Below are 22019 nucleotides of genomic sequence, written 5' to 3' on the forward strand. Positions count from 1 at the left end.
AGATTACGCTTGCCGGAATTGGCATTTCTCCCCCCTGCACTTTCCCTCTATAGTCCTGAAATCACTCATTTTACAGGACCTGTTGATGCGTAAATTGTTGCCCGTAGCCCTTGCCTGCGCGTTAAGCCTGACGGCCGCTGCCCATGCTGCCACCCCAGCCGATACGCTGATTGTCGCCATCCCGCTGGACGGTATCATCAGCTTTGATCCGGCCGAAAGCTTCGAAACCGTCAGTACCAGCAGCCTGCTAAACGTCTATCAAAAGCTGGTTGATTCGGACCGTACCGATCCGCGCAAGCTGGTGCCGCAGCTGGCATCCAGCTGGCAGCCGGGAAGTAGCGAACACAGCCTGCTGTTTACGCTGAAGTCGGGGGCGAAGTTTGCCAGCGGCAATCCGCTGACGGTGGACGATGTGATCTACTCGCTGACGCGCGGCGTGAAGCTCAACAAAACGCCGGCATTTATCCTCAATGAATTTGGCTGGTCGGCCGACAATATTGACGCGCAGTTCACCCGCCACGGCAATAACCAGCTGGAGATCCGCTGGACTTCGGCCATTGGTCGGGATTTGGCCCTGCGACTGTTGAGCGCGCCGGTAGCCTCCATCGTCGACAGCAAACTGGCGGAGCAGCACGCGGTCAATCATGACTTCGGCAACGGCTGGCTGAAAACCCATTCGGCAGGCAGCGCGGCTTACGCCATCAAAACCTACGTGCCGCAGCAGGCGCTGGTGCTTGAGCAAAACCCCAATGCCCAACCTCAGCCAAAACTGAAGCGGGTGATCCTGAAAGGGGTCTCCGATCCCGGTTCACGCCGTCTGCTGCTGGAGCAAGGTGATGCCGACGTCGCTTACGAGCTGGGCGCCGATCAGTTTGATGCGCTGAAGAAAGTCTCTTCGGTGCGGGTTGCCAGCTTCCCTTCCAGCCTGATTTATTACCTCGGCTTTAACACTCAGGATAAAGCGCAGCCGGCGTTAGGCAATCCGGCACTGTGGCAGGCCGCCCGCTGGCTGGTGGACTACCAGAGCATTTCGCATGAGCTGCTAAAAGATCAGTATCAGGTGCATCAGGCCTTTTTACCGCAGGGATTTGACGGCGCGCTGGAGAACCAGCCGTTTAAGTACGATCTGGCCAAGGCGAAGGAGATGTTAAGCAAAGGCGGCATCAAGCCGGGCACGCAATTCTCGCTGACCATCGTTAATCAACCGCCGTATACCGATGTGGCGCAGGCCTTACAGGCCAGCTTTGCCAAGGCCGATATTCAGATCGCCATCAAGCCGGTTGCCGAGGCGGAGCTGTGGGCCAAGATGCGCAGCAGAAACTTCCAGTCGATCTTTATTTACTGGGGTGCTGATTACGTCGATCCCAACACCAATGCCAGCACCTTTGCCTATAACGTGCCAAACGGGCCGAAAACCCTGGCGTGGCGCGTCGGTTGGTCGATTCCAAAACTGAGTGCCGAGACGAAGGCCGCCGCGGCAGAGAGCGACGTGAAGACGCGCAACGCGCTGTATCAGCAGTTGCAAACCGAGGTTCAGCAAAATTCGCCTTACGTGGTGACGTTACAGGGACAAAAACTGGTGGGATTACGCAGTAATATTACCGGAGCCAATCAGGGCATTGGTAACAGCATGCTGTATTACGATCAGGTCAGCAAATAGGGTTAACGGGCGGCCTCAGGCCGCCTTTTTGCTATCAGGAGATAGCCGAGTCCGTGGAGTGCTTCTGCTTATCCGCTTCAAAGTGATCTTTAAACTGCTCGTAGATAGAGATCATATTGGCGGCATCGCCCTGCATTGGGCTCAGTTTACCGGCACGCACCAGTTCAATAACCAGTTGTAACGCGGCCTGCTTTGGGCTGCTGGCAGGATGGGAGATTTCAGTAGTCATCTTGGCTTCCATGAAAAAGGACGAAAGAGTAATTTTAACAACTTTCCCGCGCCGTGGTGAATTTTTTCCCAAGCCGCCCGCCCGCCACCGAACCGCCCTTTTACCGCCTAAGCCAAATTATCTTGCACGATGAAAACTTGATGAAATAAATGGTCCTGAATTGGATCGCGTCATGATGTCAGGAAAAAATAAACCGCTTTTCACTCAATTATCTCCAGACGGCCCGCTTAACCGTTGCCAGATCACAGCCGTGGAATAAAGACCAGGTAAAATAAGAAAACTCTGCTGGCTTACCCCCAGGCTTCGTCCGATATTGCATGCCGACGCTTGCAGTCGGCCAGGCACTGATGCGAGGGTCATATTTTCTGACACCCTTTGCGGAGGGATTGCCAGAGCGGAACCCTTCTTTTCACTTTTTCTGGCTGTCTGATATGAATGGAATAATGAAAGTCATCTCACTGGTGGTGACGCTGGGCGTTAGCACCTTATGGTCCTGTTTTGTGCCCGCTGAGCAAATGGTCCTGACGCTGTCCCAGGAACAGGATGGCGGTGACGCTGGCCGGGCCTGCATGTACATCCATCAGGGGAAAGCAGAATACCGCGTTGTTCAGCCTCAGCAGGCCTGTCCCGCCACGCTGACGGTAGACGCAACGCACCATTCGAGCTGAAAGCGCCCGGCGTTTTTCTTAGCAGAAGCTACATCGGCAACAGCGAAATATGATACCTTTAGCCAGGTGGCGACAGTCTGTTCCTTTCCGGCAGAGTGTGCTTTATGACAAGGAACCTGGCATTGAAAACGATTAATATAAAGCTGCTCACACTTGTGGCAACGTTTTTAGTTATTTTGTTGCATACGGCTGCTATCCCTTTTAGCTATTTCCATCTGGCCTGGTCGGTCTCGGTAATGTACGAAGCGCTTGGGCGCATCGCATTTCCGCTGTTCCTGCTGGTCGCCGGTTATGTTTCCCTCAATAAAAATGAATCGCTACTGAGTACGCTGAAAACCCGCGTGCTGGATTTAGTGATCCCACTGATTGCCTGGTCGGTGATTTATATTGTCTACGGGCAACAGGTGAAAATGAACCACTCGTCGGTCAGCGTGCTTGAGCTGCTGAGTACCCCGGCGTGGCCGCATATGTGGTTTATCTACACCATGATCCTGCTGTATCTGGTGACGCCGCTGCTAAATACCTTTATCACCTATGGCAGCCAGCAGCGGGTTAACTACACGCTGACCATCTGGTTTGTGCTGGCCTCGGTGTATATGTTATTTGATAACGTGAAGGCCAATTTACTGGAAAACCGTCCACTGCCGGATCCGAGTAATATCGATATGGTGGTGTATTTGTCCGGGTTTTATATTCTCGGTGGGGTGGTTCGCCGCTTTAAAATAAATCCGAAGGTGATCATTGCGGGTGTTATTTTTATTCTGTCCGTGGTGTTAACGGCGGTCATGACTTACTCCCTGTCGATCAGTACCTTTAAGCCTAACCAAATCTTCCTGTTTTACGCCGCGCCAACCATGGTTGTGGTGTCCCTGTCGTTCTTCTTTATGCTGCTGAATGCCCCGCTACGCTTCGGCAAATCGGCTATCGGGGTGATTCGCGCCCTGTCCAATCTCAGTCTCGGCATCTTCTTTGTGCATGCAATGGTGCTGGAAGTGCTGCTGAACCTGCTGCAGCTCAATTTCGAAGGCTACTATTCGATTCTGACCATTCCGCTGGTGGCGATCGCCTGCTTTGCCCTCTCTGCGCTGATTGTCTGGCTGATCAGACTGATCCCCTTCGTGCGCCGCATTACCTGAGCGCAATAAAAACGGCCACTCTGTGAGGAGCGGCCGTCTTTCCGACAGTGTGCCGGTATGCCACGAAGATCAGAAGGCTGCAGCAGCAAACCTGTGTGGCTGGTTAATTGCCTTCCGGGCAATCCAGTACAGTAAAATGCGTTCTTCATCGCCATCCTGATCTGCCATCGCCAACAGCTTGAGCGCCAGCGTAGCCTTATTGACAGGTTGCCCGGTGATACTCAGGTCAACCACTGCTTTGCCAATGATAGTGCAGACTTCTTCATCACTTGAGGTGGGCAGGTCACTTTCAATACTCATTCTCTCCTCCTGTTGTGGGTAAAGGTTAAGCCTGGCAGACCATACGGAGATTGCCATCTCTAAGTCACATTCCCTTCATCAGGGTGTGCTAACTCCCGCATTCTCCTGCGGTAAATTATCCAGCGAATGGCAGCGATACACCCATGCTGGCGGCAGATTGCACAGCACGCGGCTGCGGTTCCAGGCAAAGTATTCGGACAGCAGCGGCTCAGAGAGCGAGGTGTACTGGAACTGGACGAAGACCCCCTGCGGGCTCAGCAGTGACGCGGCACGCTCCAGAATGCCGTGGCGGACCTCTTTCGGCAGCGACAGCAACGGCAAGCCTGAGAAGATCGCGTCGTATTCACCGCTCAGGGTTTCAGCGGATGCGCCGGTGACCCGCAGGCGTGGGTCGTCAATGGTGGCCAGCTTGGGATGGAAGCGGCTGTTGGTCTCGAAGGCCAGCAGCTCGGCATCGGGCCGCATACGCGTCAGCAGATGGCGGGTGACCACGCCGTCACCGGCCCCCAGTTCAGCAATACGCTGACACTGGTTCCAGTCGACGGCATCAGACATGGTTTTGCACAGAGACAAAGAGGAAGGAGCGATAGTGCCTGTTTTCCGTGGATCGGAGATGAATTCCTGTAAATACCCGGTTTTATCTTTGATATAGGAAAACGCAGATAACAACATAGTTGAGCCTCTGGCAAAAATGATTACGCCCAGTAAGCCACAAGACACTTAACAATTTCTTAAAACCTTTCAGCCCTGGGTTAAAACCAGGATTAATCGCATAAATGCCGCCGTTTTTCGGGGTAATCATTTATATTTCGCAACAGATATCAATATAGCCTCACACTCAATTCGCTCCCGAGAAATTTGCTTTAGGGAGAAAAAGCAAAAAAAAGGCGCCGGTATTTATTCTTAAAACGCAGGGTAAAGTAAAGCGCAGATTGGCTCATATTTATGGCCAGTACGAGCACTCTGTCCTATGAGATAAATTCCCGGCCGTTTTAAGGATAATCTGGCTTTAATTATCCCGACCTCACTCCCGACAGTCCTTCCGCCAGTCAAGCAACCCTAATCAGTTATTTTTACTGTGGGAAACACTGGCGCTAAACCGGTAACACCTTAATCAGAATAACAATAATTCCCTCCCGGGCGGCCACTATTCAACCCTGAACTTTAAAATTATGCTCTCAAGCGTTGTCTGGTTACCCCTTCCTGAGGAACGATAAAAATGAAAAAAATAACCACGCTTGCTCTGATTTTGACGCTGGCTACCAGCGCCAGCGTCTATGCCGCACCGACCACCGGCGCTGCAGCAGGAAGTGAAGCCACTGCGATGTCAGACGGCAACTCAAATGCTGTGGGTGTCGGTGCTGTCGCTGCGCTGTTAGGTGTTGCCCTGGCCACTATGGGCGGTGGCGGTGGCGGTAGCGATGGCTCCACCACCGGCACCACCACGACCACAACTGGCACCATGGCGCATTAATTCGCGTTATCAGCACTGACTGGCAGGATGCGTAATGCGGATTGCAGAGGCCTTTCCTCACGGGAAGGCCTTTTTCATTGGCTAGTCCAGCTGTAAATCCCGCAGCACCATCTCCACTTTTTTATAATCCTCAGGCCGCAGCGGCAGTAATGGACGTGGCAATACCGGCTGACAAATCCCCAGAATTTCCGCCGCGCTGACCATCACGCGCAGGCTGCTGAGGGTCTTGAATAAGGTCCACATTGGCTGAAGTTCAGCGTTGAGCTGGGCCAGCTGTTGGCCATCCTTGCGTAATGCGGCCTCCGTCAGCGCCATCGCCTGTTTTGGCAGCAATCCGCCCAACACGCTGAACCAGACGTCGCCACCGGCGTACAGGGCTTCTGGCGCATGCCAGTCGACGCTAAAGCCAAGGGCAAAATCGTCCGCGAAGCGTCCGCGCAGATCGGCCACCAGATCTTTATCGGTTTTATCGGATGACGGCTGCTTCAGCGCTTTCACCGTGGGCAGCGTGCCAAGACGAGCCAGCAGGCTCGGCGTAAAGGTGAAGTGCGTAGTGCCGGGATTGTTATAGATGCAGATTGGCAGCGAGGTGCTCTGCGCCACCGCCGCGTAATGCTGGAACACTTCCTCTTCCGTCAGCGGCGTATAGGACACCGGCGCCAGCAGGATCCCATTTGCGCCCGCCGCCTGCGCATCCTCAGCCAGCTGGATTGCGTCATCAGTGCGCAGCGCACCGGCGCTGACGATAATCGGGATCTCGCCTTGCAGGCAGTCTACGGCCGCTTCAATCGCACGGCGCTTCTCTTCCCGCCGCAGAAACGCATACAGCCCGGTGCTACCGAGCAGGCCGACGGAATTGACCTTCGCCTGCTTCAGTCGCAGTAGAACCTTTTCCAGTGCAACAACATCAACCACACCCTGTTCACTGGCGGGTGTGATGGGGAAAGCGGAAAGACCGGTGAATTGCATCAGAACATCTCCCTGAAAGGATTACGCATGGTTGCCCTTTTTTATATCACCTCAGCACACAGGGCGATACCACAGCCGTCTCGCTGCTGGACTATACTGAATATTGGGTCTGATTCATCAAAGGGGTGAGCTATGTTAATTGGCTTCGTTTTACTGGTCAGCGCCTGTGGCCATGATGCCTGTGATGCATTGCCGGTTTCTGAGCACATTTTCCCCACCCAGGTCGCCTGTGAACAGATGGCCGGCCGTATTCACCAGCGTCGGCCGGATGCGGTGTTGCTGTGCGGTGAGGTCCACCGCAATGAAGGAACGACAATTACCCGCGTTAACGGAGAAAAATGACCGTCGGCTTCGGCGGTCAAGCAGTCAGTCAGAGTGCCATCAGAAGGCCAGCCTGCGGGGGAAATGCCAGGCTGACAGTTTCAGGAAGGGAGTGAATTAGCGGCCCAAATTGGCGTCAAAGGTGTTCCAGCAGTCCGTCAGATCGATAACCGTTCGCGACTTACGCGCCTCATCAATTTTTATCGCCGTCAGTCCCGCCTCCAGTGCATCAATCACCGACACCTTCAGCAGCGAACCGGTTTTAATGTGCTTCACAATCTCCGCAGCCATCAACGCATCCGCGCCGTAATGGCCATCGTAAGCATTGCCTTCATACTCTGTTGCAACGGTTTTCTCGCCGGTGCGCGCGTCATGGACGCGGAAGTAGTTGCGTACAAAGTCACCTTCGGCCATGCCATCGGTGCCCATCACGCAGAAACGGCGGAACTCATCCGGCACGTTGAGGTTGGCGTGAAATGCCAAGGTGGCACCGCCAGCGTACTCCACAATCGCCGTCTGATAATCAACAATATCCGCATCGCTTTCGAACACCGCTTCGGTGCTCGACCAGCCGCTGGGCTTGATATGATACAGCTCGGAATCGGCGGTAATCGCGCCCTGCGGTGCATGTTGCGGGGTGAAGGATTTGCGGCCACCGAAGCTGGCAACCCGCACCGGTCGTTCTCCCATTAATCCCTGATAGAGATCGATATCGTGGCAGCATTTTTCCAGAATGTAGGGACCGGCATAGCGCTCGTAGCGACGCCAGTCGCGCATAAAGAACGCTCCGTGATAGGGCTTGATGTGCTCGGTGGCTTCGATAGAGGTAATTTCACCCAGCCGGTTTTCCGCCTTGGCCTGTAACAGATCGTGGTAAAGCGGCGAGTAGCGCAGCACCAGCCCCACCAGAATATTCTCCTGACCATACTGGCTAATCAGTTTTGCCAGCGCCATGGTCTGCGCTTCGTTGATCACCACCGGTTTTTCCGTGAACACCCGCTTGCCGGCCTTCAGTCCGGCTTCAATATGCTCAAGGTGCAGATAGTTAGGTGAGCCGACCATCAGCAGATCAAACCCGCCAGCTGCCAGCATGTCGTCCAGCGTGGCAAACGCTTTTCCGGCAGGAATACCAAACTTCTCAAGGTTAGGTATGCCTGCGGGTGCCGGATCGACATACCCGACAATACTGAAATCCGGATCGGCTTTGTTGAACTCATTCACTACATTGGAAAGCCGAAAGCCCAGTCCGATGATCGCTACTTTCATATTGCCCTCTGCCCATCTTTGGTCACGGAAAAAGAAAAGCGTCCCTGATACGGTGTGGTCGGCATCCGGGATCGCGCAATTGTTGGACACCAACTTAGTACGACAGAAAAACTAATGTCAACAATGAAAGCTCAAACAAAAAACACATTTATAATTAAACAGTTGATTTAAATCATTATAATATTAACAAACCTATCCATATTTATTTGTTATTGCGATTTAAGTTTTTTTATTTTATCGTTTCGAGCAAAATAGCCAGTAGTTTTTCGCCACAATGTGGGTCAACGCCGGTCACGGGAGGATCATGCAATCAGAATTTTTGATCGGAGTAGATGGCGGCGGCACGCATTGCCGGACCAGACTCACGACGCCTGACGGCAGGATCCTCGCGGAGTGCACCGGCGGATCGGCCAACGTCTATTCTGATTTCACCGGCGCGCTGGACCGCGTCAACACGCTGATTGAACAGACCTTTATCGCCGCTGACCTGCCTTTATCGGCACGTAAAAATACCCACGCCGTCTGGGGACTGGCAGGGGCGAATGTGCCGTCGGTTGACCAGCGTCTGCAGCAACATCCGTCTTCTTTTGCCCGACTCTCGTTATTCTCTGACGTCGATATCGCCTGCGCGGGCGCCCATCAAGGGCAACCGGGCGCGGTGCTGATTGCCGGTACCGGCAGCCAGGGCGCGGCCTGGGACGGCACGCGTTTTCACCGGGTCGGCGGCTGGGGATTTGCGCTTGCCGATCACGGCTCTGGCGCCCTGCTGGGTCAGCGCGCGCTGCGAAAAGCCCTACAGGCCCACGACGGCATTATTGCCGTCACTCCGCTGACTGACGCCGTGATGCGCCATTTTTCGCACTCACCGGATGCGCTGCTCAGCTGGACCCGCCACGCCACGCCCGGCGACTGGGGACATTTCTCGCCCTGGGTGTTTGACGCCGCTCAGCAGGGTGATGAACTTGCCGCTGAGCTGATCGCCGAAAGCGCCGCAGAAGTGACGGTGATGCTGGATGCGCTGGCGCAAGCCAGCCACGGCCCGCTGGCGCTGATGGGCGGAATGGCCGCCCCGCTTCTCCCCTGGCTGGCTGAAGCCACGCGCAATAAGATTGTGCCTGCACAGGAAGATGCGCTGTCAGGTGCTTTGCGTCTGGCCAGCCTCTGTTGAGCCGGTCGACCGCTGACAGCCAGCCACTTACTTTTTGAGACCCGCACCTTTTATGATCGCACCGAACGTTACCTCCCGCATTTTGCGGCTGATTGTTGAGAACTCCCCGATCAGCCAGTCCGATCTGAAAGTCCGCAGCGGGCTGAGCATGTCGACCGTGTCCCAGGCGGCAAACCGCCTGCTGAGCCGGGGGATCATCATTGAAAAAGGGCTGCGTCGCGTCTCGATGGGCAGACCTAAAACCCTGCTTGGCCTGAATCCGGATTACGCCACGGTGGTCGGTATCCAGCTTAATGCTGAACGTAACCTGATTGTGCTGACCGATCTGACCGGCAACCTGATTGGCGAGCAGCAGATGCCCTCAGGCGAGCTGACGCCCAAGCAGCTCAGTGATGCGCTGGCAAAGTTTCTGAAAACCGTTGAGGACAAGCGCGTGGCGGCGATTGGTCTGGCGCTGGCGGGGCTGGTCGATCCGGTCAGCGGCCACTGCATCCGTTCGACGGTGCTGGACTGGACCCACGTGGCGATTGCCTCATTGCTGGAAGAGCGCTTTGCCATTCCGGTGTATATCGAGAACGATGCCAATGCGCTGGCCCTCGCCACGCTGGTCTTCGGTCAGCTTGGCGCAGCGCAGACGGCGATTATCGCCACCTACGGTAAAGGGATTGGTGCCGGGATTATTCTGGATCGGGCGCTGTATCGCGGCCGTACCGGCACCGCAGGCGAGATTGGCAATGCGCTGCTGAACGATGGCTCAAAGTGCACGCTGGAAGAGATCGCCTCGTCCAAGGCCATTCTGAAGACCCTGCAGCAGGCCGGTGAAGCGGTGCCGGCCAATCTGCTGGCGCTGGATAAACACCCGTCGCCGCTGGCGCTGCAAACGCTGGCGACAGCCGGTCAGCATCTGGGTTTGTCGCTGGCTAATCTTGCCGTGGCCTACGATCCCGATGTCATCTACCTGGCGATGGAGCCACAAATGGCTTCGCGCATTTTACTCGATCAGATCAGCCAGAGTTTTCAGGAGTATCGCCTGAAGCTGACACCGCAGCTGACGCCGCTGCAGTTCCTGACCGAATCGAGCCGCATGTGGGCTTTAGGCGCAGCAGGATTTACCGTGAACCGGCTGATTGACGTGCTGTCGGCGCAGGCAGACGAAGAAGGGTAACGGGTTTACAGGCAGGTTCTGGCGGCGGGCTTAACCGACGCCAGGCTGAAATCTAGCGAATGCGCATGCCCTGCTCGTCGAACAGCAAACAGTGCTGCGGGTTAAGCGCCAGCTGCACCTCTTCTCCCAACTCAACCTCCTCCATTTTCCGCGCTTCAATCACCAGCAAACTCTCACGGCCAATATCCAGATAGAGATAGTTGGTGTGGCCAAGCCGCTCGGCAAATGACAGCGTGCCGGGGAATGACCACTCACGGTTATCCTGTTCGGCGCTGACGAAATGCTCAGGCCGGATGCCCAGCGTCACCTTCTGCCCTTCCTCGAGCGCCGCGTGCACCGGCAACGCAATCGACGTCAGCTTCAGCTCCGGCACCGCCAGCCGCACCTTACCCGCTTCGACAGACAGCACGCGGGCGCTGACGAAGTTCATCTTCGGTGAGCCAATAAACCCGGCGACAAACAGGTTGTCCGGGTCGTGATAGAGATCCAGCGGCGCGCCAACCTGCTCAATTTTCCCCTGCCGCAGCACCACGATGCGATCCGCCAGCGTCATCGCCTCCAGCTGATCATGGGTGACATAAATCATGGTGTTACCCAGCGATTCATGCAGTTTGGCAATCTCGATACGCATCTGTAAGCGCAGCTCGGCATCAAGGTTGGAGAGCGGCTCATCAAACAGGAAAATTCGTGGCTGACGGATGATCGCCCGGCCAATCGCCACACGCTGGCGCTGGCCGCCTGAGAGCGCGCGCGGATGGCGATCCAGCAGTTCGGTCAGGTGCAGTTTCTCGGCGGTGATGGCAATCTGTTCGGCAATTTCCGCCTTCGGCCGCTTGGCGACTTCCAGCGGATAGGCCAGATTGCCTTTGACCGTCATATTGGGGTAGAGCGCGTAAGACTGGAAGACCATCGCAATGCCGCGTTCGGTAGCGGACTGGTGGGTCATATCCTGATCGTCGATAAACAGTTCGCCGCTGCTGATCTCTTCCAGTCCGGCGATCATCCGCAGCAGCGTGGACTTGCCGCAGCCGGATGGGCCCACGAACACGATAAATTCCCCGTTATCGATTTTCAAATCGATGCCGTGGATCACATTGACGTGCTCGTAAGACTTTTTGACGTTTTTTAAGTGCAGAGTAGCCATAGCGCCCTCAGTTCAGATCCTGGCCCATATAAATGGCATTGCTGCGGAAGAGCGGCTGAAAACCGAGTTGCTGATAGAAACAGGCAACCGCTTCATTTTGCAGGCTAATACCGAGATAAACGCCGCTGACACCTGCGGCTTTTAATGCGGCAAGTTCATGTTCAATCAACCGTTTCCCCCAGCCGCCGCGCTGGCCTTCTGGCAAGATATTGATATGCAGATGCGCGGGATAGCGGCTGGTCAGCGCCTCAGAGGCGGTTTCAGGCTGGCGAACCGCATCGAGGATTTTACTGTCCAGCGCTTTAACCGGCTGACGGTCGGCAAAGCGTTCCACCTGCAGTGGCCACCACGCTTTCAGCAACTGCTGCTCAAACGCCACGGTGTCGGGCGTTGCCACCACATAGCCGATCACCTTGCCGGCTTTCTCCAGAACAAAGGCGAAATCAGGGGCAAACAGCGCATAGGGCACGGCAAAGCGGGTGCCCGGATAGTGAGGATCGGCATACAGATCGCTGGCATCTTTGCCTGCATCCGCGGTTTTCAGGCAGATCTCATAAAGGGCGTCGGTATCATCGGCGGTTGCCGGGCGGATCTTTCCTTCAAGCAAAGTCATCGTCCACGCTCATACAGTCGGAGAAGAAGAGATCACCAACTTAAATAAAGCCGACTTTGTTTTCAAGAAAAAATAATACCCCTATGCCGCACCTGAGCCGCTGAGATTATGCAGTCGATCACAGTCTTGAACTTTAGTCTGGCGTAAGAACCCCCGCAGACGGCAATCTGACGGCAAAATCGCGCCATAATGCCGGCGCATTGCCGTTCCTTGATAATATGGCCCCTGACGACATACTATTTTCATATGACCATTCAGTGGATTAGCCCACCCGAACGGCCGCCAGACAGAACACCTGGCAGCCCCAGGCAACCCGGCGTTTAAGCATGAAAAGCGCGGTTCTGCAGTTTTTCACCCTGAAAAATGAAAAATTATCAGTTTTTCTGCTCTGCATCACCTTTCAGCAATGCGGCGGTGGGGATGTTTGACTTTATTTAATCATTAAAGTAAGTATGAACTAAGGCTACGTGATCATCTATAAACGCCCTCATGCAACCAGCGGGAAAGTCGGTTGCCATCATGAAAGGATGCTCTCTTGATGTTGGAGAAACAGATCCATGTTCACTGCTTCCAGGGTTACCCGTTCTTCCCGCACTGTCCCTGCCCGCCCGGCGCTGTCGTTGCTGGCGGCTGGCTTGCTTACCGCACTGTTCCAGCTGCCCGCGCAGGCGGACACCAAGCTGTCCGAGTGGGATATCTATAACTATCCGTCCCAGACCTCGGCCATCGATGAAGCGATTAAAGAGTTTACCGCGCAGAATCCGGGCGTCAGCATTGACCGTTCCGTTCACTCCTTTGACGATACCCGCATCCCGCTGAAACTGTCGCTGAACTCCGGAGACGGCCCGCAGGTTGCCCAGGTGAATCAGGGCGGCGGTGATATGGGTGCGCTGGTGAAAGAGAAGCTGCTGATCCCGCTGGACGGCTACGCCAAACAGTATGGCTGGACCACGCGCTTCCCGGACTCGATGCTGAAGCGCAACCGCTGGTCTGACAGCCAGCAGTTCGGTAGCGGAAGTCTGTATGGCGTTGCCAGCCTCGGTGAAATGGTCGGCCTGTATTACAACAAGCAGCTGCTGGATAAGGCCGGGATTGCCGTGCCGAAAACCATGGCTGAGTTAGAAGCCGCGATGGCGAAGCTGAAAGAACAGGGTACGGCGCCACTGATGTTAGGCATCCTCGACGGCTCTGCCGGTCAGCAGATGCTGACCACGCTGTGGCAGGATCAGATCAGCAGCAGCGATCGCAAAGCGATGGATGACCTGATTTACGACGTCGGTGGCACCTTTAAAGATGCGAAACTGCAGAAAGCTGCCGCACTGATGCAGGAGTGGAATAAGAAAGGCTACTTCTTCCCGGGCTTCCAGGGCATTGGTAAAGACGATGCGGCCACGCTGTTCCAGAGTGGGCAGGCCGCATTCTTTGTCAGCGGCACCTGGTATATGGGGCAGTTCAAAGATAATAAAGATATTCACTTCGCTGCCTTCCCGCAGTTTGACGGCGTCAGCAAACCGCTGATGGTCGGCGGCACCGACTTGCCTTTCTCTATCACCCTGACGGCGAAAACCAAAGAACAGCAGGATGCGGCCGCCAAATACATCGATTACATCGTCTCCGACAAGATGGCTGAGAAATGGCTGAAGGCAGGCTTCCTGCCCGCCAGCGCCAACAAGGATGCCAAACTTCCGGCGGACAACCCGTTGCTGGCCGATGTGTATAACGTCTGGACCACGGTTAACGGCCACGATGGCCTTGGCCACTACGTGGACTGGGCAACACCGACCATGGGCAATGCGCTGAACGAGAATGTGCAGCTGCTGCTGGCCGATAAACTTACGCCACAACAGATGACCGACAAACTGGATACCAATTACCAGCAGTACCTCTCCAGCCTGAAAAAGTAATCCCTCTGCCCGGCGCTGAGACAGGCCGGGCCGTTATTCAGTTTGACGCGCGAGAACACCGTTATGCTTAATAAGTCACGACTGCAAAATGCGCTGTATATTTTGCCCTCAATGCTTATCTATTCGCTATTTTTGCTGTTCCCTTTGCTGGTCTCGGTCGGCGTCAGCTTTACCTCGTGGGACGGGGCAACCCGGCCGATTTTTATCGGGCTGAATAACTTTATCCAGATGTTTAGCGATCCGGTGTTCTGGGTGGCGATCAAAAATAACGCCGTACTGATGCTGTTCTACACGCTGTTCCCGCTCTGTATTGGCCTGGTGTTGTGCAGCTTCCTCAACGATACCCGCAATAACAAAGAGCGCAGCCTGCTGCGGATTCTGTTCTTCCTGCCTTACATCATGCCGATGGCGGTGCTCGGCGTGGTCTGGCGCTGGTTATATAACCCGGCCTTTGGGCCGATCGATCACTTTTTCCGCGCGATTGGATTGCCGCAGCTGGCGCTGTCCTGGCTGGGGGATTTTGACTGGGCGTTACCGGCAGTCGGCTTTGTCGCCACCTGGTACTTCTTCGGCTTCTGTCTGGTGCTGTTTATGTCCGGCCTGCAACGTATGGACCCGTCATTGCTGGAAGCCGCCGATCTGGATGGCTCGTCGCGCCGGCAGAAGTTTATGCGCATTACCTTGCCTGGCCTGCGGCCTGAAATTCGCGTCGCGCTGCTGCTGACGGTGATCTCCAGCCTGAAAGCCTTCGACCTGGTGTACGTGATGACCCATGGCGGACCAGGCACCTCCACGCTGGTGACCAACCTGTATATGTATCAACAGGGCTTTGATTTACGCCACTACGGTTACGCTTCGGCGGTGGCCATCGTCGGGATGATCATTGTGTTTGCAATCAACAGTATTATTCATTTTGCCATCCGGGAGCGTCACTGATGCGCGCTACGCCTGTTGTTTCACGTGCGGTTATCTGGCTGATCGCCATTGTCACCATTCTGCCTTTTCTGATGGCGTTGATGACCTCGTTTAAAACGCAAAGCGAGCTGTTTGCCGGGGTGTTTGCCCTGCCCTCGCACTTCAGCTTTGCCAACTACGTTTCCGCCTGGCGGGAAGGCCATTTCAGCACCTATTTCCTCAACTCGGTGCTGGTGGTGTTTCCGGTGGTGATTATCAGTATCCTGGTCGGCATTCTGTCCGGGTTTGGATTCGCCTTCCTGCGTATTCCGGGTAAAACGGTGTTTGCCGCGCTGATGGCGTTAGGCATGGTGCTGCCCAGCGAAGCCTTTATTATCCCGCTGTATCACGAATTGCACTGGATGGGACTGACCAATACCTATCTGGCGCTGATCCTGCCGCAGGTGGCGCTGTCGCTGCCGTTTACCACGCTGATGATTGCCACCGCTTTCCAGCAGGTGCCCAAAGAGCTGGTGGAAGCCGCGGTAATGGATGGCTCGAAACGCACGCGCATATTGTGGGGGATCCTGGTGCCGGCGATCGTGCCGACGCTGACCACCCTGGCGCTGCTGCTGTTTATCTGGACGTGGAATGAATTCCTGATCCCGCTGATTCTGGTCAACAAGGATGAACTGAGGACGCTGCCGATAGGCATGATGTTTTTCCAGAACAAAAACACCATCAACATTCCGGTGCTGATGGCTGGCGCGATGATCGTGATTTTACCGCTGGTGGCGGTATTCCTGGTGTTCCAGCGTAAGTTTATCAGCGGCGTGACGGAAGGGGCGGTGAAGTAATCGTCGCGCTTATGCGGCCTGGGGGAATGCATCGGTGCATTGTCCCAGGCACATGCGCTTAGCTTTGCTCTTCGGTATCGGATTTCTCGTCAACGTAGCGGGTAACGGCCAGCAGGCGGTTAACGTGGGTCAACAGCAAATCAACATCCGACTGCATAAAACCCTGACCTGAACTTGAGGCGGTGACAATCGCATTCTGGATGTTTTCAGAAATGTTATTGGCCCCTTCTTTACCTGCAGTGAGCAACAGAGCAGCAATCAGCAGAGATTGGGCTTCGACTTGCGCGGTCAGTTCCTTCGCGTCTACATCGATTTTTGCAATCTTCATTAAGATATCAATAACTAACTGTTTCATGGCTTGCTCCTGAAATAATATGCCCCCGAAATTACCATCCCTTTTGGTCACGAGTAAACAGGATTTCGCTGACTCTTATTCAGAACTGTTGGGATATTTCTGGCGGCATCACCCGTTGTATCAAACGCTTGCCGCGCTGCTTCCCCTCTTCTGAACGCGTAATTTTCCTAAAATCTCTTCATGCGGTGGCGAACATGCCGATTTCGACTAGATTTAAGCTTCCAACCGGCTATCCCGCCGGGTTTGGCACACTTCCTCTACTAATTACACGAATAACCCTGTTATTCCGCCCCCTGTCCAGGGCGTTTTTTGATTACACACACAGAGAAAAAACGGAGAGGTTAATCCGTCATGGATAAAAATCATTTTTATGAGCGACTGACGCGCTGGCAGCATCTGCGCTTTAATGACGTCACCCTGCGTGAACGTCCCGACACACAAGCCTGGAATAAAAAGTACGAGATTTATATTCAGGACAAGAGCAAAACATCCGCGCAGCTTTACATCCGCACCACCCAGCCGGGTGAGGATATTGCGCAGGTATTGGGCGAATACCTGAAGTGGTTGCAGGAGTACAACGGCAGCGACATCGCCGTCGCGGCTCCACAGGAAACGCCGGTTGTTGCGCGTGGCATCACCAAAGAAAGCTGTCGGCCACTGACCGGCAACCACCAGCCCAGGCTGCATACCACTACCCCCGCTTCAAGGCTGACACGCAGCCTTTCCTAGCAGGCATCAGGCTGCCGGCCTCATTCCGGTAGCCTGTCTGTCACTTCCCGCCCCGCCTGATTACCTCGCAAAAAATTAAAAATCGTCATTTCGCTGGCAAATTCGCATATCTGTCTTAGATTTAAGGGTCGTGTGATCTGCATCACACTACTAAAAACAGAATAATAACGTTTTTCCAGGGAGTGACTTGTGACTGACTCATCAAACAGTGGGACGACGGCGGCAAAAGCACCGCAGCCGACCGAACCGCTGGTAAAAGTAATTGCGTTTATTGCCACGCTGGGCGGCCTGCTTTTTGGCTACGATACCGGCGTGATTGCCGGTGCTTTGCTGTTTATGAAGCACGACCTGCATCTGACCTCACTGACCACCGGGATGGTCACCAGCTTCCTGATCCTCGGATCGGCAATTGGGGCGATCTGTGCCGGCCGCGTGGCCGATCGGTTTGGCCGCAAAAAGGTCATTCTGGTGATGGCGCTGATCTTTATGTGCGGCTCGCTGGGCTGTGCGCTGGCACCGAACGTGGTGCTGATGATCCTGTTCCGCTTTATCCTCGGCCTGGCCGTCGGTGGCGCTGCGGCCATCGTGCCAATCTATATTGCGGAAATTGTCCCGGCTAACCGCCGCTGGCAGTTTGTCACCCTGCAGGAACTGATGATTGTGTCCGGTCAGCTGATTGCCTACACCAGCAACGCGGCAATCAATGAAGTTTGGGGCGGCGAGACCACCTGGCGCTGGATGCTCGGCGTGGCCTGTGTACCGGCGGTGATCCTGTGGGTCGGCATGCTGTTCCTGCCGGACACGCCGCGTTGGTACGCGATGCATGGCCGCTACCGCGAAGCGCGTGACGTGCTGGAGCGCACCCGCCATTCCGGCAGGGTCGAAAAAGAGATGAGCGAAATCCGCAAGTCGATGGATTCGAAAAGCCAGAAAAATGCCCGCCGTCAGAAAACCATCTCGGTATGGATGAAGCGGCTGGTGGCGCTGGGGATCGGTATTGCGATGCTGCAACAGCTGTCCGGCGTCAACACCATCATGTTCTATGCGCCGACGATGCTGCAGGCGACCGGCCTCGGTACCAATGCCTCGCTGCTGGCAACTATCGCCAACGGCGTGATTTCGGTGATCATGACCTTTGTCGGCATCATGTTGCTGAGCCGCTTTGGCCGTCGTCCGCTGCTGCTGGTGGGCCAGATCGGCTGCACCTGCTCGCTGCTGGCTATCGGACTGGTGACCTGGCTGATGCCGGAAGCGGTGCACGGGCAGCCTGACGTGCTGCGCAGTTATCTGGTGCTGGGCGGCATGCTGATTTTCCTCAGCTTCCAGCAGGGGGCGCTCTCTCCGGTGACCTGGCTGCTGCTGTCGGAAATTTTCCCGATGCGCATCCGTGGTATGGCCAACGGCATCTCGGTATTTGCCATGCAGATGACCAACTTCTCCATCGCCTTTATGTTCCCAATCCTGCTGGAAGCCTTCGGTCTGACCACCTGCTTCTTTGCCTTTGCGGTGATTGGCGTCGCGGGCGGGATTTTCGCGCTGATTTTTGCGCCGGAAACCCAGGGAAAAACGCTGGAACAGATTGAAGTCCACTTCAAAAAACACCTGCAGGACGATCCGGCGCCGCAAACCGGTAGCTGATATTGCGTGCCAGGGACGGCACTTCAGGTCTGATTGTTGCATTTCATACTAATCTTATGGAGAGGCGTCGGTTTGCCGACCAGGCTTAGTGCTTACTCTTAAGAAAGGATCGTCATGTTCAGGTTTTTATGTTCCCTGTTTTCCAGCCCCGAATTGCTGCTGCAAGTCATGAGCCAGCAAGATATTGAAGAATCCATTGAAGAAGGTGAGCGCATTCTGATTGATGAGGATGGAAGCGCAACCGTGAATATCTTCAGCCCGGATGTGCGTGAAGATTTTGCCCGGCACGTCAACGCGCTGAAGAGGGCTTAACATGGGAACGGCAATATTTATGGTGCTGATGGTGTGCGGCTATTGGTACACCAGTCGCGACCTCTCTACCCGGTTTAAGGTAAAACGCTCTTTCGGCTGGGATGTTTACTTCCTTGTGGCTCTTTACGGCTGTATTTTCGTGCTGCAAGGGGTAATCGCTACCGGGATCATCTGGCTGATCCTGCTGATTGTCTCCGCCGGGCTGAACGCGTTACCGCAGCTGAATGAAGGATTGCACCATCACTGGCAGGTCGAGTTTATGACCTGGAGCTTCCTGGGTATTCAGGCCCCGGTGGTGATCATGCTGGCCTTTGCCGTGACGTTCTGTATGTATCGTTCAAGCTGGTCTGGCAGTGCCAAACTGAACAGCTCGGGCCGTAAAAAACTTTATAAGAAACTGTCGCGTTCAAATGGTGTTGAAGGGCTGATGTTCCAGTGCATGGAAGAAGGTGAGCTGGCCTGGGTAACGCTGAAATCCCGCCGCATCTATATCGGCATGATCCACACCGCCACCTATGACAATGCCACCACCGCCAATATCGTGCTGATCCCGATGCTCAGCGGCTATCGCGATGGCAAAACCCTCAGCCTGTGCATCGAGCACAACTACAGCAAGTGGTATGACGAGCATGGGATCACGCTGGATTCAGAACCTAAATCCGCGATGGCGTTCCGTAAAGTGATCATGCTTGATCAGATTGAAAGCCTGTCGCTGTTTGATGCCGCCAGCGCCAGCGCGTTGGCAATGAAAAGCGACGATGAACCGGCCTGAGGTTCGCGGGCAGCCGCAGCGCGTTGCCGCCCGGTCTGTGATTTGCGGGTCAGAACAGCAGAGAAATCAGCCAGAAGCCGGCAAAGGTCATCAGCAATGAGCCGATGACATGGGTGAAAACCGAAATCATCGCCCACAGATAATTGCCGGACTGCATCAATCCGACGATCTCCATCGAAAAGGTGGAGAACGTGGTTAACCCCCCGCAAAACCCGGTAATAATCAGCAATTTCCACGCCGGATCGAGTTCAGGATTACGCAAGAAGTACGCCATTGCCCCGCCAATGATAAAACCGCCCACCAGATTGACCGTCAGCGTCCCCGGCGGAAGGGATGGAAAAATCGCGTTCAGACGCACCGACAGCAACCATCGCAGAATACTGCCTGCGGAACCGCCCACTGCAATCGCCACTAACGTCTTAAGCATAACTCTCTCATTGTTGACCCAACACCCGAAACGTTAGCCTACTGAGCAGGCTCATTTTTTGCAACCCGCAAAGGTCTGCGGCTTCAGTGATGATCTGCAGGCAAGGGGCTGCTAAGCTGAGGTGTTTCGTTAACGTGATTGTTAGTCCAGAGAGCCCCAACACCGATGCGCCTGACCCCTGTTTTAAAACATGACATGCTGCTTGGCCTGTGCTGTTTGCCCGCCATTATGGTGATTTTCCTCGTTGGCTTCCTGTTTCAGCAGGTGCCTGCGGCCAGCATCATGGCCAGCGGCGCGCTGACCCTGGCCTTCGGTGCCAATAAAACCTGGGAAGGATCGTCGTTTTCACTGTTGCTGACCACCAGCCTTGGCCTGGCCTTCTCTTCCTGGCTCGGCTGTCTGACCGGCAACGTGATGCCGCTGTATATCGCCGTGGCGATGCTGTATGCCGGTGTCTATGTCGCGATGGCGAATATCGACAGCAGCGCCTGGTGGATGCTGTTGCAGTGGTCGATTGCCTATCTTGTCTCCGGCTATTATGCCGGCAATATGGCATACGCCGCCGAGCGCGCGGCGTTAACCGGCGCGGGCGGCCTGTTGCAAATAGCCTTTCTGTATCTGGTGTTCCGGCGCTTTCCCTTCCATTTACAGGACATCAGCCCGCGCTCCTGGCTGATGTTCTTCCGCGTCACGCTGAGTAAATACAAACACAAAATTCATCTGCAATGGTCGGTGTTTTATGCGCTGCTCACCATGTGTCTGGCGCTGAGTACGGTGGAAATTTTCCAGATGAAGAACGGTTACTGGGCGGGCATGACGCTGCTGTTCTGCCTGCGGAATAATTACAGGGATACCTTTTCCCGCGTTCAGGCCAGGGTGCTGGGCACGCTGATGGCCAGCATTCTGGCCGCAACCCTGGTGAGCTACTGGCACAGCCCGTTGTTCCTGGTGTGCAGCTTTATCCTCTGCGGCTATATCGCCTTCACCTTCTCCTATTCACTGATTTCAAAGTCCTATTTTGTCTTTACCTTCTTTGTGACGCTGATGGTGATCTTTATGATTTCCAGCCTGGGGGTAACGCAGACCGATGCGGTTGCCACTCACCGGCTGGAAGCCACCGCCATGGGCGGCGCATTTGCGCTATTCGCCATCCTGATGACACGCCTGTTTACCCGCAGGCAGATCGTCAGAAAATCGTCAAAGCCGTAAGCGCTAACGGGAAAGCGGATCCCAACGGTCACAAAACGCGTTGATGTCGGTCGCTTTAAAATCGGCCAGATGCGCCATGATCTCGCTCATCGGCCAGTCCCACCAGGCAATCCGCGCCAGCCGTTCCGCCACCTCGGGCGAAAAGCGCGCTTTGATCACTCTGGCCGGCACGCCGCCGACAATGGTGTAGGGCGCGACATCTTTGGTCACCACCGCACCCGCGGCAAGCACCGCGCCATCCCCCACCGTCACACCGGGCAATACCGTCACCGCATGACCGATCCACACATCGTGGCCAATCACCACCTTGTCCGCCCGCCGGGCGGCGAAAAACTCGCGATCGCGCTCGGCGGTGGCGCTGTAATATTCCGCGCAGTAGGTAAAGCGATGCTGTGAGGGCCGATCGATTGGATGGTTGGGTGCCCCCAGCCGGACGTTAGAGGCGATGGCGGTGAATTTGCCGATCTCACTGTCAGCCACCGTGCAATACGGGCCCAGATAGCTGTAATCGCCGAGGCTGGCATACTCCAGGTGGCTATGGGCGAGGATTTCACAGCTGCGCCCAATCTCCACCTCACGCAGCGTGACGCTCTCATCGATAAAGGTGTCGGCTAACTTAGGCTGATGCAATTCAATGACGGTCATAAAGCCTCATCTGGTCGGATATCTGGATGAGTGCAGCGCGCAAAATAAGCGGAGCTGCCCTGCACCGGGTTAACTTCAGCAGAGGCTACTCTGGCACAGCCAGATGACAGATTCGTGGAGCGGAGATGACAGATAGCCCTAAGTTAACATTTTGCTGAAAATTC

At 55.2% G+C, this 22019-nt stretch carries 25 protein-coding genes; 15 read left to right on the forward strand and 10 right to left on the reverse strand.

Annotated elements, in window-relative coordinates; genetic code table 11:
• Window positions 1–85: 85 nt before the first annotated feature.
• On the forward strand, window positions 86–1660 hold the full coding sequence (locus AC1UKS_RS17075) for an ABC transporter substrate-binding protein (RefSeq protein ID WP_482434630.1): 1575 nt from the start codon (window positions 86–88) through the stop codon (window positions 1658–1660).
• Between the two features lie 34 nt (window positions 1661–1694).
• On the opposite strand, the gene AC1UKS_RS17080 is transcribed toward AC1UKS_RS17075, so the two are convergent.
• Window positions 1695–1889 carry a hypothetical protein gene (locus tag AC1UKS_RS17080; protein ID WP_265909859.1) on the reverse strand — a complete coding sequence of 65 codons (195 nt, stop codon included), beginning with the start codon at window positions 1887–1889 and terminating at the stop codon, window positions 1695–1697.
• 443 nt (window positions 1890–2332) lie between these two features.
• Here AC1UKS_RS17080 and AC1UKS_RS17085 point away from each other — a divergent pair, with 443 nt between their 5' ends.
• Together AC1UKS_RS17085 and AC1UKS_RS17090 are read left to right on the forward strand one after the other, a co-directional pair.
• Window positions 2333–2557 carry a hypothetical protein gene (locus AC1UKS_RS17085; RefSeq protein WP_482434631.1) on the forward strand — a complete coding sequence of 75 codons (225 nt, stop codon included), beginning with the start codon at window positions 2333–2335 and terminating at the stop codon, window positions 2555–2557.
• Between the two features lie 104 nt (window positions 2558–2661).
• Window positions 2662–3693 carry an acyltransferase gene (locus AC1UKS_RS17090; protein ID WP_410172970.1) on the forward strand — a complete coding sequence of 344 codons (1032 nt, stop codon included), beginning with the start codon at window positions 2662–2664 and terminating at the stop codon, window positions 3691–3693.
• 69 nt (window positions 3694–3762) lie between these two features.
• On the opposite strand, the gene AC1UKS_RS17095 is transcribed toward AC1UKS_RS17090, so the two are convergent.
• Both AC1UKS_RS17095 and AC1UKS_RS17100 read right to left on the reverse strand, forming a co-directional pair.
• Entirely contained in the window at window positions 3763–3993 is a 231-nt protein-coding gene (locus AC1UKS_RS17095) for a hypothetical protein (RefSeq protein ID WP_053141751.1), read from the reverse strand.
• A 78-nt stretch (window positions 3994–4071) separates the two neighbouring features.
• Entirely contained in the window at window positions 4072–4665 is a 594-nt protein-coding gene (locus tag AC1UKS_RS17100; RefSeq protein ID WP_013200957.1) for a class I SAM-dependent methyltransferase, read from the reverse strand.
• Between the two features lie 547 nt (window positions 4666–5212).
• Here AC1UKS_RS17100 and yjbE point away from each other — a divergent pair.
• Window positions 5213–5467: an exopolysaccharide production protein YjbE gene (gene yjbE / locus AC1UKS_RS17105; RefSeq protein ID WP_265909855.1), complete on the forward strand. Its 255-nt coding sequence runs from the start codon at window positions 5213–5215 to the stop codon at window positions 5465–5467.
• An 81-nt stretch (window positions 5468–5548) separates the two neighbouring features.
• On the opposite strand, the gene AC1UKS_RS17110 is transcribed toward yjbE, so the two are convergent.
• Entirely contained in the window at window positions 5549–6436 is an 888-nt protein-coding gene (locus AC1UKS_RS17110) for a dihydrodipicolinate synthase family protein (protein ID WP_482434632.1), read from the reverse strand.
• A 132-nt stretch (window positions 6437–6568) separates the two neighbouring features.
• On the opposite strand from AC1UKS_RS17110, the gene AC1UKS_RS17115 reads away from it, so the two are divergent.
• Window positions 6569–6778 carry a hypothetical protein gene (locus AC1UKS_RS17115; protein ID WP_013200954.1) on the forward strand — a complete coding sequence of 70 codons (210 nt, stop codon included), beginning with the start codon at window positions 6569–6571 and terminating at the stop codon, window positions 6776–6778.
• A gap of 96 nt (window positions 6779–6874) precedes the next feature.
• Here AC1UKS_RS17115 and AC1UKS_RS17120 read toward each other — a convergent pair whose 3' ends face one another.
• Window positions 6875–8023: a Gfo/Idh/MocA family protein gene (locus AC1UKS_RS17120; protein ID WP_482434633.1), complete on the reverse strand. Its 1149-nt coding sequence runs from the start codon at window positions 8021–8023 to the stop codon at window positions 6875–6877.
• 304 nt (window positions 8024–8327) lie between these two features.
• Here AC1UKS_RS17120 and AC1UKS_RS17125 point away from each other — a divergent pair, with 304 nt between their 5' ends.
• Both AC1UKS_RS17125 and AC1UKS_RS17130 read left to right on the forward strand, forming a co-directional pair.
• The gene (locus tag AC1UKS_RS17125; protein WP_482434634.1) at window positions 8328–9191 is read left to right on the forward strand and encodes a glucosamine kinase nucleotide-binding domain-containing protein; all 864 of its coding nucleotides are present in this window, start codon (window positions 8328–8330) and stop codon (window positions 9189–9191) included.
• A gap of 52 nt (window positions 9192–9243) precedes the next feature.
• Window positions 9244–10356 carry an ROK family transcriptional regulator gene (locus AC1UKS_RS17130; protein ID WP_013200951.1) on the forward strand — a complete coding sequence of 371 codons (1113 nt, stop codon included), beginning with the start codon at window positions 9244–9246 and terminating at the stop codon, window positions 10354–10356.
• A 52-nt stretch (window positions 10357–10408) separates the two neighbouring features.
• On the opposite strand, the gene AC1UKS_RS17135 is transcribed toward AC1UKS_RS17130, so the two are convergent.
• Together AC1UKS_RS17135 and AC1UKS_RS17140 are read right to left on the reverse strand one after the other, a co-directional pair.
• Window positions 10409–11500 carry an ABC transporter ATP-binding protein gene (locus AC1UKS_RS17135; RefSeq protein WP_482434635.1) on the reverse strand — a complete coding sequence of 364 codons (1092 nt, stop codon included), beginning with the start codon at window positions 11498–11500 and terminating at the stop codon, window positions 10409–10411.
• A gap of 7 nt (window positions 11501–11507) precedes the next feature.
• Window positions 11508–12113 carry a GNAT family N-acetyltransferase gene (locus AC1UKS_RS17140; protein WP_482434636.1) on the reverse strand — a complete coding sequence of 202 codons (606 nt, stop codon included), beginning with the start codon at window positions 12111–12113 and terminating at the stop codon, window positions 11508–11510.
• 557 nt (window positions 12114–12670) lie between these two features.
• Between AC1UKS_RS17140 and AC1UKS_RS17145 the strand changes: the two genes are divergently transcribed.
• From AC1UKS_RS17145 to AC1UKS_RS17155, 3 genes are all read left to right on the forward strand, one after another.
• On the forward strand, window positions 12671–14017 hold the full coding sequence (locus AC1UKS_RS17145) for an extracellular solute-binding protein (protein ID WP_482434637.1): 1347 nt from the start codon (window positions 12671–12673) through the stop codon (window positions 14015–14017).
• A 63-nt stretch (window positions 14018–14080) separates the two neighbouring features.
• Window positions 14081–14953: a carbohydrate ABC transporter permease gene (locus AC1UKS_RS17150; RefSeq protein ID WP_013200947.1), complete on the forward strand. Its 873-nt coding sequence runs from the start codon at window positions 14081–14083 to the stop codon at window positions 14951–14953.
• On the forward strand, window positions 14953–15768 hold the full coding sequence (locus AC1UKS_RS17155) for a carbohydrate ABC transporter permease (protein ID WP_013200946.1): 816 nt from the start codon (window positions 14953–14955) through the stop codon (window positions 15766–15768). The genes AC1UKS_RS17150 and AC1UKS_RS17155 overlap by 1 nt, the downstream gene beginning before the upstream one ends.
• A 58-nt stretch (window positions 15769–15826) precedes the next feature.
• On the opposite strand, the gene iraP is transcribed toward AC1UKS_RS17155, so the two are convergent.
• Window positions 15827–16123, reverse strand: coding sequence for an anti-adapter protein IraP (gene iraP, locus AC1UKS_RS17160; RefSeq protein WP_013200945.1), 297 nt, complete (start codon window positions 16121–16123; stop codon window positions 15827–15829).
• 351 nt (window positions 16124–16474) lie between these two features.
• On the opposite strand from iraP, the gene AC1UKS_RS17165 reads away from it, so the two are divergent.
• The 4 genes from AC1UKS_RS17165 (at window position 16475) to AC1UKS_RS17180 (ending at window position 19574) form a co-directional block, all read left to right on the forward strand.
• Window positions 16475–16852 carry a hypothetical protein gene (locus tag AC1UKS_RS17165; protein ID WP_105759661.1) on the forward strand — a complete coding sequence of 126 codons (378 nt, stop codon included), beginning with the start codon at window positions 16475–16477 and terminating at the stop codon, window positions 16850–16852.
• A 189-nt stretch (window positions 16853–17041) separates the two neighbouring features.
• The gene (locus tag AC1UKS_RS17170; RefSeq protein ID WP_482434638.1) at window positions 17042–18490 is read left to right on the forward strand and encodes a sugar porter family MFS transporter; all 1449 of its coding nucleotides are present in this window, start codon (window positions 17042–17044) and stop codon (window positions 18488–18490) included.
• Between the two features lie 114 nt (window positions 18491–18604).
• Window positions 18605–18802: a hypothetical protein gene (locus tag AC1UKS_RS17175; RefSeq protein ID WP_013200942.1), complete on the forward strand. Its 198-nt coding sequence runs from the start codon at window positions 18605–18607 to the stop codon at window positions 18800–18802.
• Window position 18803: 1 nt separating this feature from the next.
• The gene (locus AC1UKS_RS17180; protein ID WP_482434639.1) at window positions 18804–19574 is read left to right on the forward strand and encodes a hypothetical protein; all 771 of its coding nucleotides are present in this window, start codon (window positions 18804–18806) and stop codon (window positions 19572–19574) included.
• A 49-nt stretch (window positions 19575–19623) separates the two neighbouring features.
• Here the strand turns inward: AC1UKS_RS17180 and crcB are convergent, their stop codons facing one another.
• Complete coding sequence (crcB, locus tag AC1UKS_RS17185) at window positions 19624–20001, reverse strand: fluoride efflux transporter CrcB (protein ID WP_053141732.1); 378 nt, start codon at window positions 19999–20001, stop codon at window positions 19624–19626.
• Window positions 20002–20166: 165 nt separating this feature from the next.
• On the opposite strand from crcB, the gene AC1UKS_RS17190 reads away from it, so the two are divergent.
• The gene (locus AC1UKS_RS17190) at window positions 20167–21210 is read left to right on the forward strand and encodes an FUSC family protein (RefSeq protein ID WP_482434640.1); all 1044 of its coding nucleotides are present in this window, start codon (window positions 20167–20169) and stop codon (window positions 21208–21210) included.
• A gap of 3 nt (window positions 21211–21213) precedes the next feature.
• On the opposite strand, the gene AC1UKS_RS17195 is transcribed toward AC1UKS_RS17190, so the two are convergent.
• The gene (locus AC1UKS_RS17195) at window positions 21214–21855 is read right to left on the reverse strand and encodes a DapH/DapD/GlmU-related protein (RefSeq protein WP_482434641.1); all 642 of its coding nucleotides are present in this window, start codon (window positions 21853–21855) and stop codon (window positions 21214–21216) included.
• Between the last annotated feature and the right edge of the window lie 164 nt (window positions 21856–22019).

The organism is Erwinia sp. AK-PDG3-5 (assembly GCF_056821705.1).